General features: G+C 62.3%; 9 protein-coding genes, 2 tRNA genes and 2 rRNA genes (1 of these 13 only partly in view). 5 read left to right on the top strand and 8 right to left on the bottom strand.

The annotated features are described in order from the left end of the window. The 4 genes from ACFLEY_RS04950 to ACFLEY_RS04935 form a co-directional block, all read right to left on the bottom strand. Positions 1-1,169 (bottom strand): 23S ribosomal RNA (locus ACFLEY_RS04950) (it extends 1,705 nt beyond the left edge of the window). A 396-nt stretch (positions 1,170-1,565) separates the two neighbouring features. Further along, positions 1,566-1,641, bottom strand: a tRNA-Ala gene (locus tag ACFLEY_RS04945). A gap of 33 nt (positions 1,642-1,674) precedes the next feature. Beyond that, a tRNA-Ile gene (locus ACFLEY_RS04940) sits at positions 1,675-1,751 on the bottom strand. A gap of 226 nt (positions 1,752-1,977) precedes the next feature. Then, a 16S ribosomal RNA gene (locus ACFLEY_RS04935) occupies positions 1,978-3,466 on the bottom strand. Together the 16S and 23S rRNA genes with 2 tRNA genes alongside form the textbook arrangement of a ribosomal RNA operon. Before the next feature lie 1,012 nt (positions 3,467-4,478). Between ACFLEY_RS04935 and ACFLEY_RS04930 the strand changes: the two genes are divergently transcribed. From ACFLEY_RS04930 to ACFLEY_RS04920, 3 genes are all read left to right on the top strand, one after another. After that, on the top strand, positions 4,479-6,533 hold the full coding sequence (locus tag ACFLEY_RS04930) for a M23 family metallopeptidase (RefSeq protein WP_028173527.1): 2,055 nt from the start codon (positions 4,479-4,481) through the stop codon (positions 6,531-6,533). Between the two features lie 154 nt (positions 6,534-6,687). Continuing rightward, positions 6,688-8,319 (top strand): SMP-30/gluconolactonase/LRE family protein, encoded by a 1,632-nt coding sequence (locus ACFLEY_RS04925; protein ID WP_060910132.1) that lies wholly within the window; start codon positions 6,688-6,690, stop codon positions 8,317-8,319. Positions 8,320-8,408: 89 nt separating this feature from the next. Next, complete coding sequence (locus ACFLEY_RS04920) at positions 8,409-8,675, top strand: hypothetical protein (protein ID WP_060910131.1); 267 nt, start codon at positions 8,409-8,411, stop codon at positions 8,673-8,675. Between the two features lie 75 nt (positions 8,676-8,750). Here ACFLEY_RS04920 and clpB read toward each other — a convergent pair whose 3' ends face one another. Next, the gene (gene clpB, locus ACFLEY_RS04915) at positions 8,751-11,390 is read right to left on the bottom strand and encodes an ATP-dependent chaperone ClpB (RefSeq protein WP_060910130.1); all 2,640 of its coding nucleotides are present in this window, start codon (positions 11,388-11,390) and stop codon (positions 8,751-8,753) included. 239 nt (positions 11,391-11,629) lie between these two features. On the opposite strand from clpB, the gene ACFLEY_RS04910 reads away from it, so the two are divergent. Continuing rightward, positions 11,630-12,418, top strand: coding sequence for an MOSC domain-containing protein (locus ACFLEY_RS04910; RefSeq protein WP_060910129.1), 789 nt, complete (start codon positions 11,630-11,632; stop codon positions 12,416-12,418). Between the two features lie 107 nt (positions 12,419-12,525). Here ACFLEY_RS04910 and ACFLEY_RS04905 read toward each other — a convergent pair whose 3' ends face one another. After that, complete coding sequence (locus tag ACFLEY_RS04905) at positions 12,526-13,311, bottom strand: TIGR02594 family protein (protein WP_060910128.1); 786 nt, start codon at positions 13,309-13,311, stop codon at positions 12,526-12,528. 215 nt (positions 13,312-13,526) lie between these two features. Here ACFLEY_RS04905 and ACFLEY_RS04900 point away from each other — a divergent pair, with 215 nt between their 5' ends. Beyond that, positions 13,527-14,390, top strand: coding sequence for an alpha/beta fold hydrolase (locus ACFLEY_RS04900; protein ID WP_060910127.1), 864 nt, complete (start codon positions 13,527-13,529; stop codon positions 14,388-14,390). A 96-nt stretch (positions 14,391-14,486) separates the two neighbouring features. On the opposite strand, the gene metW is transcribed toward ACFLEY_RS04900, so the two are convergent. Both metW and ACFLEY_RS04890 read right to left on the bottom strand, forming a co-directional pair. Further along, entirely contained in the window at positions 14,487-15,149 is a 663-nt protein-coding gene (gene metW, locus ACFLEY_RS04895; RefSeq protein ID WP_060910126.1) for a methionine biosynthesis protein MetW, read from the bottom strand. Position 15,150: 1 nt separating this feature from the next. After that, positions 15,151-16,353 (bottom strand): homoserine O-acetyltransferase, encoded by a 1,203-nt coding sequence (locus ACFLEY_RS04890; RefSeq protein WP_396604543.1) that lies wholly within the window; start codon positions 16,351-16,353, stop codon positions 15,151-15,153. Positions 16,354-16,398 lie beyond the last annotated feature (45 nt).

Raw genomic sequence — 16,398 nt, 5'->3', positions numbered from 1 at the left:
ACCTCCTGGTTGTTTTGGGATTTCCACATCCTTTCCCACTTAGCCACGAATTAGGGGCCTTAGCTGTAGGTCCGGGTTGTTTCCCTCTCCACGACGGACGTTAGCACCCGCCGTGTGACTCCCGGATAGTACTCTCAGGTATTCGGAGTTTGGTTGGGTTTGGTAAGACGGTAAGTCCCCCTAGCCCATCCAGTGCTCTACCCCCTGAGGTATTCATCCGAGGCGATACCTAAATATCTTTCGCGGAGAACCAGCTATTTCCCAGTTTGATTGGCCTTTCACCCCTAACCACAAGTCATCGGAGCCTTTTTCAACAGGCACCCGTTCGGTCCTCCAGTGAGTGTTACCTCACCTTCAACCTGCTCATGGCTAGATCACTAGGTTTCGGGTCTAATACAACGAACTTGACGCCCTATTCAGACTCGCTTTCGCTACGCCTTCGCCTATCGGCTTAAGCTTGCTCGTTAAATTAAGTCGCTGGCCCATAATACAAAAGGTACGATGTCACCCAGAACGAATCTTGGGCTCCATCTGTTTGTAGGTGTCCGGTTTCAGGTCTATTTCACTCCCCTCGTCGGGGTGCTTTTCACCTTTCCCTCACGGTACTGGTTCACTATCGGTCGCTGAGGAGTACTTAGGCTTGGAGGGTGGTCCCCCCGCGTTCAGACAGGATTGCACGTGTCCCGCCTTACTCGTGGATACATCATCGCATTACTCGTACGGGGCTATCACCCTCTGAGGCCCAGCTTTCCTGACTGGTTCCGATTGTCTTTGATGTATCACTGGCCTGGTCCGCGTTCGCTCGCCACTACTAACGGAGTCTCTGTTGATGTCCTTTCCTCCAGGTACTTAGATGTTTCAGTTCCCTAGGTTTGCTTGAAACCTCCTATGTATTCAGAAGTCTCATACCTTCTCTTGATAACCGGAAATCCAAAACCTCTTCGATAGAAATCTAAAGGCCTAGGCATCTTCCATTATCTGGTCGAACCCCACACCGATGTCTTTCGACAAAGGTCTTGGAGTTCCGGCTATCGAAGGTGGGTTTCCCCATTCGGAAATCCGCGGATCAAAGCTTCTTCGCAGCTCCCCACGGCTTATCGCAGCGTAGCACGTCCTTCATCGCCTCTCAGCGCCAAGGCATCCACCGAACACCCTTAAGGCACTTGATTGCTCTCATTATCAATGTCCACACACTCGGCAGAATGTTGTCTGCAGAACTGCCTTGCGGCACGCGCCCTCGATGAACGCTATCTGCAGCCGGACAATGATTAGAAAGACCAGCTTGCTTCGTAAGATCGTTCCGATAGCGAGGCGGTCAAGCTTCGCTAAAAGGATCATTTACAACTCGCCCGTCTTTCAAGTTTGACCTTGAAGGACGCGTGAGCGCCGAAATGATCCGGAGATAATGAAGTATCGCGCAGAAATCTTCTGCACGATCCAACTCGGATCGATCTCCTCTTTACGATGTCAGAAATCACGCAGCCTGCTGTCCATCCGGACTAGCAAGTGCGAAGTGATGTTTCGCGGACGATTTAGGTGCACGATCAGTCGATGATCAAACCATCTGGTGGAGCCAGACGGGATCGAACCGACGACCTCATGCTTGCAAAGCACGCGCTCTCCCAGCTGAGCTATGGCCCCGTAACCAGAAGACGAATGCTCACTCGATGAAAGTGGTGGGCCTGGGAAGACTTGAACTTCCGACCTCACGCTTATCAAGCGCGCGCTCTAACCAACTGAGCTACAAGCCCCTAACGCTATCCTATCAAGGACTAGGGTCTTGGCGTGCAGCAACCGGCGACTAGCGCCAAATGCAATCGCACAGCGCAGCCCCGGCGCGTGTTCGTCCGCGAAGAAAGAGAAACGAAGACGGCGAAATCCCGCCAATGCAGCTCAACAATCCTGACGACTGTTGGCCACTGATGTTTCTAAAACGATCCGATAGTGAGCCGAAGCTCGCTGAAGGATCATCCTTAGAAAGGAGGTGATCCAGCCGCAGGTTCCCCTACGGCTACCTTGTTACGACTTCACCCCAGTCGCTGACCCTACCGTGGCCGGCTGCCTCCATTGCTGGTTAGCGCACCGTCTTCAGGTAAAGCCAACTCCCATGGTGTGACGGGCGGTGTGTACAAGGCCCGGGAACGTATTCACCGTGGCGTGCTGATCCACGATTACTAGCGATTCCAACTTCATGGGCTCGAGTTGCAGAGCCCAATCCGAACTGAGACGGCTTTTTGAGATTTGCGAAGGGTCGCCCCTTAGCATCCCATTGTCACCGCCATTGTAGCACGTGTGTAGCCCAGCCCGTAAGGGCCATGAGGACTTGACGTCATCCCCACCTTCCTCGCGGCTTATCACCGGCAGTCTCCTTAGAGTGCTCAACTAAATGGTAGCAACTAAGGACGGGGGTTGCGCTCGTTGCGGGACTTAACCCAACATCTCACGACACGAGCTGACGACAGCCATGCAGCACCTGTGTTCCAGGCTCCGAAGAGAAGGTCACATCTCTGCGACCGGTCCTGGACATGTCAAGGGCTGGTAAGGTTCTGCGCGTTGCGTCGAATTAAACCACATGCTCCACCGCTTGTGCGGGCCCCCGTCAATTCCTTTGAGTTTTAATCTTGCGACCGTACTCCCCAGGCGGAATGCTTAAAGCGTTAGCTGCGCCACTAGTGAGTAAACCCACTAACGGCTGGCATTCATCGTTTACGGCGTGGACTACCAGGGTATCTAATCCTGTTTGCTCCCCACGCTTTCGTGCCTCAGCGTCAGTATCGGGCCAGTGAGCCGCCTTCGCCACTGGTGTTCTTGCGAATATCTACGAATTTCACCTCTACACTCGCAGTTCCACTCACCTCTCCCGAACTCAAGATCTTCAGTATCAAAGGCAGTTCTGGAGTTGAGCTCCAGGATTTCACCCCTGACTTAAAGACCCGCCTACGCACCCTTTACGCCCAGTGATTCCGAGCAACGCTAGCCCCCTTCGTATTACCGCGGCTGCTGGCACGAAGTTAGCCGGGGCTTATTCTTGCGGTACCGTCATTATCTTCCCGCACAAAAGAGCTTTACAACCCTAGGGCCTTCATCACTCACGCGGCATGGCTGGATCAGGGTTGCCCCCATTGTCCAATATTCCCCACTGCTGCCTCCCGTAGGAGTTTGGGCCGTGTCTCAGTCCCAATGTGGCTGATCATCCTCTCAGACCAGCTACTGATCGTCGCCTTGGTAGGCCGTTACCCTACCAACTAGCTAATCAGACGCGGGCCGATCTTTCGGCGATAAATCTTTCCCCGTAAGGGCTTATCCGGTATTAGCACAAGTTTCCCTGTGTTGTTCCGAACCAAAAGGTACGTTCCCACGCGTTACTCACCCGTCTGCCGCTGACGTATTGCTACGCCCGCTCGACTTGCATGTGTTAAGCCTGCCGCCAGCGTTCGCTCTGAGCCAGGATCAAACTCTCAAGTTGGACTTGAACTTTGAACCGGCTGATCACAACGTTTGACGAGGTCCCACCATTTTTCATCGACCGAAATCGACGAGCCGCCTGCGATTCACATCGCTGGCAACGATGGTGTTTCCTTTAAAACGTGTACCGCCGAAGTCTTTCGTCCGGTCTCGATCAGAAAAGCCGAAGCTTTTCAGAGCCGAGACCCGCAAGGACTCCGCCGTCCACGTTTCTCTTTCTTCATCTTCACTTGTCAAACAGCCCGGGACCGGAGAGGCCCCAACCTTCCTGAGAGGAAGGGTTCCGACACCCTTACCGACGATGGATGAACTCCAACCGACTAGTGTCGGCTGTTGTGTCACTCAACAAGGTGAGGAGCATCAGTGGCGCGTTCGCTCGCCTTGGTCAGTGACCCGGCGGCGCCGCGCTCAGTGGTTGGGGTTATAGGCCCCACCTTCCGGGCTGTCAACGCCAATCGTCAACAAATCGTCGCACAGTGCATTGTTGAAAAAAATCCAGCGATTCCAGTCGATTAGAGAGGGCATGAGCGCGCCGACCGCGGCCGCGCCGCAAAAAATCTCAAAAAAAGTTTGCGCCCCAGGGAGCTCCGGAAGGGCTTCGGAGGGGCTCCGGAAGCGGCTTCGGGCGCCCTCCCCGGACGGGCTCGGCCGGTCGCCCCTTCAGGAAACTTTTTCCATATTAGGCGCCGTACTAGAGCCACAATCCCGCGGCGTTCTGATAAGAGACAAGCTTGAATCGCGCGGATGCCAGTGGGGGCTGCCGGCGGTTTGCGTGGGGTCAGAGGAAGGCGATCATACGATGAAGCGGCCTTCTTCAGACATTCGAGAGACATCGAGAGATCTTTTTCCGCTTAGCTGTTCGTAATTTCGGCCGGCCCGTCATCAGGGCCTTCTGACCGCGAGCGCCTGTGCGGCTTGCCGTTTCCTGCGATGCCCCTCCAAGAGGGCGACCAGGGAGGGGCTCGAAACCGGGCTGGTATGGGCCTCTTGGGTCGTTGATTGGGGGACTTGGGTTGAACCACAGGACGTCACGCGGCGCTTACGGGCGTGAGACCGGGATCATCGATCTCGGCCACGAGCCGCCGCTTTCCGTCGATGGTTCCGAAGCCGCCGTCATCGACCGCCGTCGTGTTTCGGTCCAATGGTTCAGCGGGACAATTCTGACCGGACTTTGCGGCGCAGCCCTGATCGGCGGCGCCGTTTTCGCTTCGCTCGACGGCGAGATGACCTTCGCCAAGGTGCCGGAGCGGGTCGAAGGCGCGCTGCGTGGCGCGTTTGGCGCAGCTGATCGCGCCGCCACGCTGCACAAGAGCGACCGCCTGCCGCCACCGAACGAATCCACCGCATCGCGCAACATCGTGCGCGTCTCCACGGTGGCCCGCGTCGGCAATCGCGACGTGATGCGGGTGCGTCCCTTCGTCCGGATCGCCGGCAATCTGTCGATGACGACGAGCGACCTGTCGGCAAAAATTCCGCCGTTCAACGCCCAGCGCCTTCTCACCGACGTCGGCTCCGATCCGAAGACCGCCGCCGACGATCCCAACAACCCCGAAGCGGTCGAACCCGACGCCGAGGTCTCCTTCGTCACCAAGGACCTGTCGCCGGTGCTGCCGAAGGCCAAGATTTCCGCGGTGGTGGCGCTCGACGACATCCTGATGCGGGTCCGCGATGCCGCCAACTGGCGCGGCAATGGCGGGGTGCGCTACGCCTCGCTCGCCAATGCCACCGCCGACGTTTCCGGCGCGTCCGACATGAAGATGGCCTACGCCACCGAAGTGTCGCCGTCGGATCCCTATGCCGGCTTCGAGACGCGCGTGGTGCCGGAAAACGTCACGCTGCTGCCGAAGACCAAGGAGCAGATCACCGGCGGCAATCCCAACGGCGAGCGCGTCCATCTGGTCAAGAAGGGTGACAGCGTCGCCTCCGTCCTGCGCGATCTCGGCGCCACGGCGGACGAGATCAAGGCGATCGCCGCGACGCTCGGCCCGCGCGGCCGCGACGGCGGCCTGAAGGAAGGCGAGAAGCTCCGCATCCTGATGGCGCCCGCAAGCCCCGGCGCCCGGCTCCAGCCCTATCGCGTCGTGATTGCAAACGACACCATGGTCGAGGCGATCGCGGCGCTGTCCGACCTCGGCAAATACGTCGCGGTCGACGTCTCCAGCATGAACACCGTCGCTGATGCCACGGCCAACGCCAACAGCGACGACGATGACGACGATGACGGCACCGGCGTGCGGCTCTACCAAAGCATCTACGAGACCGCGATGCGCAACAAAGTGCCGATGCCGGTCATCGACGACATGATCAAGATCTACTCCTACGACGTCGATTTCCAGCGCAAGGTGCAGCCTGGCGATTCCTTCGACGTGTTCTACGCCGGCGAAGACGAGGGCGTGACGTCGAACGAAAAGAACGACGTTCTGTTCGCTTCCCTCACGGTCGGCGGCGAGACCAAGAAATACTACCGCTACCAGAGTCCCGACGACGGCGTCGTCGACTACTACGACGAGAGCGGCAAGAGCGCGAAGAAGTTCCTGGTCAGGAAGCCCGTCAACAACGCCATCATGCGCTCCGGCTTCGGCGGCCGCCGCCATCCGATCCTCGGCTATGTGAAGATGCACACCGGCGTCGACTGGGCCACCGCCTACGGCACGCCGATCTTCGCCTCCGGCAACGGCGTGATCGAGAAGGCCGGCACTGAGGGCGGATACGGCAAATACATCCGCATCAAGCACAACAACGGGTACGAGACGGCCTATGGCCACATGTCGGCCTTCGCCAAGGGCATGGAAGCCGGCAAGAAGGTCCGCCAGGGCCAGGTCATCGGCTTCGTCGGCTCGACCGGCGCGTCGACCGGCCCGCACGTGCACTACGAAATCCTCGTGAACGGCCGCTTCGTCGATCCGCTGCGCGTGAAACTGCCGCGCGGCCGTTCGCTGGAAGGCCCGATGCTGGCCGGCTTCGAGAAGGAGCGCGACCGGCTCGACGGCATGATGAGCGGCCGGGGCGGCGCCATCGCCCGTATCTCGGATGCGACCGGCGGACCGTTGCAGGTCACCAACCGGTAGGCCGGCAACCGGCCGACATCGACCGGACATCTTCACCAACACGGTTGAATGGGACACTTTCGAAGCGACGCCGCTTTACGGCGACACAACGTCAAGTTTCGTTTGCCAAAGCCGGATGACGGGCGAATACTTTCCAAAAATGGGAGGTCACGCCATGAAGAACAGGCTTGCCTGCACGGCCGTCGTTGCTGCGATTTTCTGCACCACGAGCGCGTCAGCCCAGAAATTACCGGAGACTTGGGAGGTCACGAAACTCGTCCCCGGCTCGGCGTTCCATGGCGTGCATGGGCTCGGGATCGACAAGGCCGGCCATCTGTTTGCCGGCAGCGTCGCCGGCGCCATGCTCTACGAGGTGGATATCGCTAGCGGTACCGCCAAGGTTGCAATCCCGGCTCCGATCGGAATGGCCGACGACATCGCATTCGCGCCCGACGGCACCATGGCCTGGACCGGCTTCCTGGCCGGCGATCTCTATTCGCGCAAGGGCGACGGCCCGATCAAGAAGCTCGCCTCCGGCCTTCCCGGCATCAATTCGCTGGCCTTCCGCAAGGACGGCAGGCTCTACGCCACGACGGTCTTCCTCGGCGACACGCTCTACGAGATCGACGTCGAAGGCGTCAAACCGCCGCGTCAGATCATGGAGAAGATGGGCGGCCTCAACGGCTTCGAGTTCGGTCCCGACGACAAGCTCTACGGCCCGCTCTGGTTCAAGGGACAGGTCGCCAAGGTCGACGTCGACAGGGCCGAGCTGACGGTGGTTGCCGACGGCTTCAAGGTCCCGGCCGCGGTGAATTTCGATTCCAAGGGCAATCTGTGGGTGGTCGACACCGCGCTCGGCCAGCTCGTTCGGGTCGATCCCAAGTCGGGCGCCAAGACCATGGTCGCGCAGCTGAAGCCGTCGCTGGACAACCTCGCGATCGACGAGAAGGACCGCATCTACGTCTCCAACATGGCCGACAACGGTATCCAGGAGGTCGATCCGGCCAGCGGCCAGGCCAAGCAACTCATCATCGGCAAGCTCGCGTTGCCCGGCGGCATCGGCGTCACCTCGGAGAATGGCAAGGATACGATCCACGTCGCCGACGTGTTCGCCTATCGCACCGTGGACGGTACGACCGGCGAGGTCACCGAGAAGGCGCGCATGCACGCCGCCGGCGTCACGCTCGAGTATCCGATGAGCGCCACGGCAAAGGGCAACGACGTGATCCTGTCGAGCTGGTTCACCGGCACGGTGCAGGTGATCGACAACAAGACCGGCGCGACGCGCGACATGCTGCATGACTTCAAGGCGCCGCATGATGCGATCGTGCTCGAGGACGGCAGCATCCTGGTGGCCGAGCTCGGCACCAAATCGCTGGTCCGCGTCAGCGGCGAGCACGGCAAGGATCGCACCACGCTGATCGGCGACCTCGAGGGTCCGGTGGGGCTCGTCGCCGGATCGCATGGCGAAGTCTATGTCACCGAGGCCTTCGCGGGTGTCGTGTCCAAGATCGAGCAAAACGGCGAGAAGACCGTGCTCGCCAAGGAGTTGAAGATGCCCGAGGGCCTCGCGCGCACCAGCGACGGCAAGCTGATCGTGGCGGAAGTCGGCGCCAGGCGGCTGATCGAGATCACGCCGGAGGACGGCAAGATCACCGAGATCGCGGCCGATCTCCCGATCGGCCTTGCGGGCGCACCCGGCGGCCTGCCCACCCACATCCCGACCGGCGTCGCCATCGGCGCCACCGGCGTCATCTATTTTTCCTCCGACATCGAGAATGCGATCTACAAGGCGGTGAAGAAGTAGCGTCTGCCAGCGGAATCCGGCTGCGGGGGAACCGGCGCGCGGGTTCCCGGTTAGAGGCTAACGGGACCGACCAGCAGGAGGATCGCCCCATGACGCGCCTCTCACGCGACGATGTCGTCAAGACCGTGGACCGGGCCGACGACGTCACCATTGCCCAGATTATCGGGACCGGCGCGACCGTCGAAGAACTCGCCGAAGCCCAGGCCTGGCTCGCCAATGACGAGCCGATGATCAACGACCTACGTCCACTGGCGCAGGGCCGGGTGCGCGAGCTGGTGGATATCCTGTCCGAGCTTGAAGAAGAAGACGACGAGGCCGGACCGGCCGAGCCCGGCTCCGCGTCCGCCGTCGGCTAGGATCAGCCCAAAACAATTCGCCCCGGAGAAGTGAACCTCTCCGGGGCGGTCTGTCGTTTCAGGCAGCGATGACGCTCAGTTCAACTTCCGCTTCGACACCGGCGCCTCGAACTGGGCGATCTCCGCGGTCTGCGGCGCCTTGCCGTTGAAGGTCAGCACGTTGCCTTCAGAGGAGATTGCAACGCTGTCGCCGTCCTTGACGTCGCCGGCCAGGATCATCTCGGCGAGCGGGTCCTGGAGGTAGCGCTGGATCACCCGCTTGAGCGGCCTTGCGCCGTAGGCCGGATCCCAGCCCTTGGCGGCGAGCCAGTCGCGGCCGGCATCATCCAGCGTCAGCACGATCTTGCGATCGGTCAGCAGCTTCTGCAGCCGGGCGAACTGGATCTCGACGATCCGGCCCATCTCGCTCCTCTGCAAGCGATGGAACAGGATGATCTCGTCGACACGGTTGAGGAATTCGGGGCGGAAATGTCCCCGCACCATTCCCATCACCTGCTCGCGCACGGCCGACGTGTCTTCGCCCTCGGGTTGATTCACCAGGAACTCCGAACCGAGGTTCGAGGTCATGATGATCAGCGTGTTGCGGAAATCGACGGTGCGGCCCTGGCCATCGGTCAGGCGGCCGTCGTCGAGCACCTGCAACAGGACGTTGAAGACGTCAGGATGCGCCTTCTCGATCTCGTCGAACAGCACGACCTGGTAGGGCCGGCGCCGCACCGCTTCGGTGAGCGCGCCGCCCTCGTCATAGCCGACATAGCCCGGAGGCGCGCCGATCAGCCGCGAGACCGAATGCTTCTCCATGTACTCGGACATGTCGAGGCGGACCATCGCGGTCTCGTCGTTGAACAGGTACTCCGCGAGCGCCTTGGTCAGCTCGGTCTTGCCGACGCCGGTGGGGCCTAAGAACATGAACGAGCCCATCGGCCGGTTCGGATCCTGGAGACCCGCGCGGGAGCGGCGCACGGCCGTTGCGACCGCATGAACGGCTTCGGCCTGGCCGACGACGCGCTTGCCGAGGGAGTCCTCCATCTTCAGCAACTTGTCCTTCTCGCCCTCCAGCATCTTGTCGACGGGCACGCCGGTCCAGCGCGAGACCACCTGCGCGATGTGGTTGGCGGTGACCGCCTCCTCCATCATCTCGCCGGAGTTCTCCTTGGCCTCGATGTCCGCAAGCTGCCGTTCGAGCTCGGGGATCCGGCCATAGGCTAGCTCGCCGGCACGCTGGAATTCGCCGCGGCGCTGGGCATTGGCGAGCTCGACACGCAAGCCGTCGAGCTCGGCCTTGAGCTTCTGCGCATCGGAGAGCTTGTTCTTCTCCGCGCTCCAGCGCGCCGTCAACGACGCGGATTTTTCCTCGAGCTCGACGAGTTCCTTTTCAAGCGTCTGCAGGCGGCTCTTCGAACCGGCGTCGCTCTCCTTCTTCAATGCTTCCTGTTCGATCTTCAGCCGGATGATTTCCCGATCCATCGAATCGAGCTCTTCCGGCTTGGAATCGACCTGCATCTTCAGGCGCGCGGCGGCCTCGTCCATGAGGTCGATCGCCTTGTCGGGCAGGAAGCGGTCGGTGATGTAGCGGTTGGACAACGTCGCGGAGGCAACAAGCGCGGAATCGGTGATCCGCACGCCATGGTGCTGCTCGTACTTGTCTTTCAGGCCGCGCAGGATCGAGATGGTGTCCTCGACCGAGGGCTCGCTGACGAAGATCGGCTGGAAGCGCCGCGCCAGCGCCGCGTCCTTCTCGACATGCTTCTGATACTCGTCGAGCGTGGTCGCGCCGATGCAGTGCAGCTCGCCGCGGGCGAGCGCCGGCTTCAGCAGGTTCGATGCGTCCATCGCGCCGTCGCCCTTGCCGGCCCCGATCAGCGTGTGCATCTCGTCGATGAACAGGATAAAGGTGCCCTCGCTCCCGGTCACCTCCTGGAGCACGGCCTTCAGCCGTTCCTCGAACTCGCCGCGGTATTTCGCGCCGGCGATCAGTGCGCCCAAGTCGAGCGAGAGCAGCTTCTTGTCCTTCAGGCTCTCCGGCACGTCACCGTTGACGATGCGCAGCGCGAGGCCCTCGGCGATGGCGGTCTTGCCGACGCCGGGCTCACCGATCAGGACGGGATTGTTCTTGGTCCGGCGCGAGAGCACCTGGATGGTGCGGCGGATCTCCTCGTCGCGGCCGATGACCGGGTCGAGCTTGCCGTCGCGCGCGGCCTGGGTCAGGTCGCGGGCATATTTCTTCAGCGCGTCATAGGCGTTCTCGGCGGTCGCCGAGTCGGCCGTGCGGCCCTTGCGCAGGGCCTCGATCGCCGCGTTGAGGTTTTGCGGGGTGACACCACCCTTGCTGAGGATCGTGCCGGCCTCGCTGGTCTTCTCCAGCGTGAGGCCGAGCAGCAGCCGCTCGACGGTGACAAAACTGTCGCCGGCCTTCTCGCCGGCCTTTTCGGCGGCATCGAAGGTGCGTGCGAGCTCGGGCGCCAGATAGATCTGCCCGGCGCCGCCGCCGGAGACCTTCGGCACCTTGTTCAGGGCGTCCTCGGTCGCCTTCAAAATTGCGCGGGAGTTGCCGCCGGCACGGTCGATCAGACCGGCAGCGAGCCCCTCATTGTCGTCCAGCAGCACTTTCAGAACGTGCAGGGTCGAAAACTGCTGGTGCCCCTCGCGCACCGCAAGCGACTGCGCGGACTGGATGAAGCCCCTGGAGCGTTCGGTATACTTCTCGATGTTCATCTTTTCTTTCCCTCGGCCTGCCCATGGAGCCCTCTAAGGCACTCCAAACGGCATCTTCATTGGGTTTCCGATTACCGCATTGACGTTTCTCAACCGGTAACGGTCGTTATTTACCGACGCTGCCGCCGGCCTGAGGCAGATGTGGGAAGCGGGCTGCGGGAGCGAAAGAGGCGTCTTCACAATTTCGTGCGCGCATCGGCCCGCTTGGCGCGGCGTGGCCGAATCCCCTAAGTAGCGCCATGACAGCCAGCCAGACCGCCGAGATTACCGGCCTCTACCGCTATCCCATCAAGGGCCTCACCCCGGAACCCCTGCCCCGCGTTGCCTTGCGGGTCGGCCAGACCCTGCCCGCCGACCGCCGCTACGCCATCGAGAACGGCCCGAGCGGGTTCGATCCCGAGGCGCCGGCCTGGAAGCCGAAAATCCAGTTTCTGATGCTGGCGCGCAATGAGCGGCTGGCTTCGCTCGACAGCCGGTTCGAGGACGCGACCAACCGCCTGACCATCCGCAAGGACGGCCAGATCGTCGCCAGCGGCGATCTGGAGACCGCCGCCGGGCGCGCCGCCATCGAGCGCTATTTCACCGAGAACTTCCAGCCGGAGTTGAAGGGCCCACCGAAAGTCCTGTCGGGCCGCGACCACAGCTTTTCCGACGTCGCCCGCAAGGTCGTCTCCATCATCAATCTGGACAGTGTCCGCGCGATCGAGACCATGCTCGGCGGCACCGCCGTGCATCCCCTGCGCTTCCGCGCCAATCTCTACGTGAAGGGCTGGCCGGCCTGGTCCGAGCTCGACCTCGTCGGCCAGACGCTCGCGATCGGTCAGGCCCGGCTGAAGGTGGTCAAGCGCATCGTCCGCTGCCCGGCCACCAATGTCGATCCGGAGACCGCAATGCGCGACCTCGAAATCCCGCCGACGCTCTCGCGGCATCTCGGACATATGGACTGCGGCATCTATGCCGAGGTGATCACCGATGGCGAGATCGGCGTGGGGGATGCGGTCGCGGTGGAAGAGCCGAAGCTGGTGTGAGCTTCGTAGGGTGGGCAAAGCGAAGCGTGCCCACCAACTTTATCTCTGCGGAGCGAGATGGTGGGCACGGCGCTAACGCGCCTTTGCCCACCCTACGCTCCCTCACCTCAGTTCGGCATCACATACGCATAGATGCGGCCGCGCGAGACCGGCGCCTCGCGGACGCGGTTGCCGTTGTTGCCGGAGATCATGATCGGATTTCCCTGCGCGTCGACGCCGGTGATGATGCCAACGTGGCCGCCCCGGCCGCCGCGCGACATCACCGCGATGGCACCGACCTGCGGGCCGGAGACACGCGTGCCGTAACGCGCGAATGAATTCGCCATGTCCGAGCCGGTGCCCCGGTGGCCGGTCTTCTCAAGCACCATGTTCATGAAGCGCGCGCACCACAGGCTGCCACGCCCGGTCGGGTTGCCGCCGAGATAACGGCGCGCCTCGGACACGAGGCCCGATCCGCCGCCGAAGCCGCTGCTCATACCCATGTTGCCGGCGTTGCCATTGTCGCCAGCGCTGCTCTTGTTGACAGCGTGGCTCATGTTACGGGCGCGGCTCACTTTGCCGGCGCGGCTCACGTTTTCACCGATGCCCATTTCACCGCCGCCCAGATAGCGCGTGTCACCCATGCCGCCGCTATTGGCGTTCGGATCGTAGCTGGCCTGCGTGTCCATGAAGCCGCCGGCCTGCAACTGCGCCGCGCTGCGCTCGAAGCGCGAACTGCGGGCCTGGTGCCGGTAATGATGATATCTGCTGGCGTGATGCGCGTAAGCATGCCGCTCTGCGCTATGACGATGCGGCCGTGCCGAGGCCGGAGACGAGAACGCGGCGACCGCCGCGAAGAACAGCGCCAGCGCGACAACACAACGCGACAGGCGAGACGCAAACAACTCGAACATTAGTCATCCTTCGTTGACACCCCCACTTCCCAGCCGGCCCGTGCGCGGCCGACATCCCTCGGGCCGTTAAGCCGCCCCATGTGGCGAGAAAAAGACACCGTGCCGGTGAATAGCTGGGTTGATTTTGTGTCGGTGCCGGCCTGACGCTGCCGCATTGCGGACAACAGCATTAACTGCGATCCTCCATCTGCGGCTAGAAGAGAGGGAAACGGTTAATGCCCCACGCCACGACCAGGGACGACGTCCGCATCTATTTCGAGGAAGCGGGCCAGGGAACGCCGATCATCTTCCTGCACGAGTTCGCGGCCGACTACACCAATTGGGAGCCGCAGATGCGCTACTTCTCGCGCGGCCACCGCTGCATCACCTATTCGGCGCGCGGCTACACGCCGTCGGACGTGCCTGAGGGCGAGGTCTACACCTACACGCATTTCTACACCGACGCGCTCGCGGTGCTCGATCATCTCAGGATCGACCGCGCGCATCTCGTCGGGCTCTCGATGGGCGCCTATTCGTCGCTTCAAATCGGACTGAACGCGCCGCAGCGGGCGCTGTCGATGACGCTAGCCGGCGTCGGCTCCGGTTCGGAGATCGAGAATCTCGACGCCTGGCGCAGGCAATGCCGCGCCAATGCCGAGCAATTCGAGACGCTCGGCTCCACGGAGGTGGCAAAAGTCACGCGCGAGGCGCCGAGCCGGATTCCCTTCCTGGTCAAGGACCCACGCGGCTACGCCGATTTCTACGCCGCGCTGGCGCGGCACGATGCCAGGGGATCGGCGCGCACGATGCGCGGCTTCCAGGGCGGCCGTCCCTCGATCTACACCACGACGGACGCGATCAGGGGCGTCGCGACGCCGGCGCTGATCATCTGTGGCGACGAGGATGACCCTTGCGTCGGGCCGAGCCTGTTCCTGAAGAAGCATCTTCCGGCCGCGGGCCTCGCGATGTATCCGAAGTCGGGGCACGTGCTCAACCTCGAGGAGCCCGCGCTGTTCAACGAGACCGTGGAGCGGTTCGTCACGCTGGTGGAAGCAGGTCGCTGGCCGGCGCGCGATCCGAGGTCGGTGGCGGCGCATTAGTTTACCCAGTCATTCCGGGGCGCTCGAAGAGCGAACCCGGAATCTCGAGATTCCGGGTTCGGCACTTCGTGCCGCCCCGGAATGACGCCTACGGCGTCACTTCCCCTGCCCGCGCGTGAGCAGAAACACGCCCTGCTCGCCGAACATATTCCACACCCACCAGGGCAGGTTCAGCGGCACCGGGCGGCCATAGAGATCGAGCGCCACCGAGCGTTCCATCTTGACGTTGATCTCGTCGCAGAGCTCGACGAAATCCTTGATGGTGCAGAAGTGGATGTTGGCGGTGTCGTACCAGGTCGCCGGCAGGTTCTCGGTGCGCGGCATGTGGCCGCCGATCAGGAGCTGGAGCCGCATCTTCCAGAAGCCGAAGTTCGGGAACGAGACGATGGCGCGGCGGCCGATGCGCAGGAGATTTTCCAGCACTACACGCGGCTGCCGCGTCGCCTGGAGCGTCTGCGACAGGATCACGTAGTCGAAGGCATCATCGGGATAGTTCACGAGGTCGGTATCGGCGTCGCCCTGCACCACCGCGAGGCCCTTGGCGACACAGCGGTTGACGCCCTCGCGCGACAATTCGATGCCGCGGCCGTCGATGCCGCGGGTCTCCAGAAGCTGGAGCAGATCACCGTCGCCGCAGCCGACATCGAGCACCTTGGAGCCCGGCTTGACCATCTCGGCGACGAGCAGATGGTCGGCGCGAAAATGACCGGACTGTCCCGCGCTAAGGCCGCCCAGCGGCAGCACTTCCTGCACTGACATCCTAGCCACCCCTGCCGTTGAGTCCGCGCGCCTTGCCGGCCGATTCCAGGAAGGCGCGGGCGATGTCGAAGAATTCGGGCACGTCGAGCAGGAAGGCGTCATGGCCGCGATCGGTCTCGATCTCGGCGAACGATACCCGCGCGCTCGACGCATTCAGCGCATGCACCAACGCGCGCGATTCCGAGGTCGGGAACAGCCAGTCGCTGGTGAAAGAGACCACGCAGAAGCGCGTCTTGATGCCCGCGAACGCCTTCGCCAGCACGCCGCCATGGTCGCCGGCGATGTCGAAATAGTCCATCGCTCGCGTCAGATAGAGATAGGAGTTGGCGTCGAAGCGCTCGACAAAGGACGAGCCTTGGTAGCGCAGATAGGACTCGACCTGGAAGTCGGCGTCGAACGAAAAGGTCGGCAGGTCGCGGTCCTGCATGCGCCGGCCGAACTTGCGATGCAGCGCCGCGTCGGAGAGATAGGTGATGTGCGCCGCCATCCGTGCGACCGCAAGGCCGCGATGCGGATGGATGCCGCGATCGGCGTAGCCGCCATTGTGCCAGTCGGGATCGGCCATCACAGCCTGGCGACCGAGCTCGTGAAAGGCGATGTTCTGCGCCGAGTGCCGCGTCGAGCAGGCAATTGCCAGCGCGGAATACACGCGCTCGGGGTAGGCCGCCGTCCATTGCAGCACCTGCATGCCGCCCATCGAGCCGCCGACCACCGCGAACAGCGTGTCGATGCCGAGCCGGTCGATCAGCATCGCCTGCGCGCGAACCATGTCGGGGATGGTGATGACCGGGAAATCCAGGCCCCACACTTTGCCGGTCGCGGGATTGATCGAGGCCGGCCCGGTCGAGCCCATGCAGCCACCGATCACATTGGCGCAGATGATGAAGTATTGGCTCGGATCGAGCGGACGGCCCGCACCGACGAGGGTTTCCCACCAGCCGGGCTTGCCGGTGACGGGGTGCACATTGGCGACATGCTGGTCGCCGGTCAGCGCATGGCAGATCAGGATCGCGTTGGAGCGATCGGCGTTGAGCTCGCCATAGGTCTGGTAGGCGATCTGGAACGGGGTGAGATCTATGCCGCAGTCGAGCGGCAACGGCCGATCGGCGCCGAACTGCGCGACGAGCGAACTCGGATGATCCACTTCATGCGACCGCTCATCGGCACTGATCGCGGGACTGGATATCGACGTGACGCCAACCATCTGACCATCGACCTCGTTTGCGATCGGACTTCAGAGCGCTACTTG

Source organism: Bradyrhizobium sp. YCK136 (genome assembly GCF_044570075.1).
GTDB classification, from domain to species: Bacteria; Pseudomonadota; Alphaproteobacteria; order Rhizobiales; family Xanthobacteraceae; genus Bradyrhizobium; species Bradyrhizobium diazoefficiens.
Note: the sequence above shows the minus strand (reverse complement) of the source record. Positions and strands in the feature narration are given on the sequence as shown.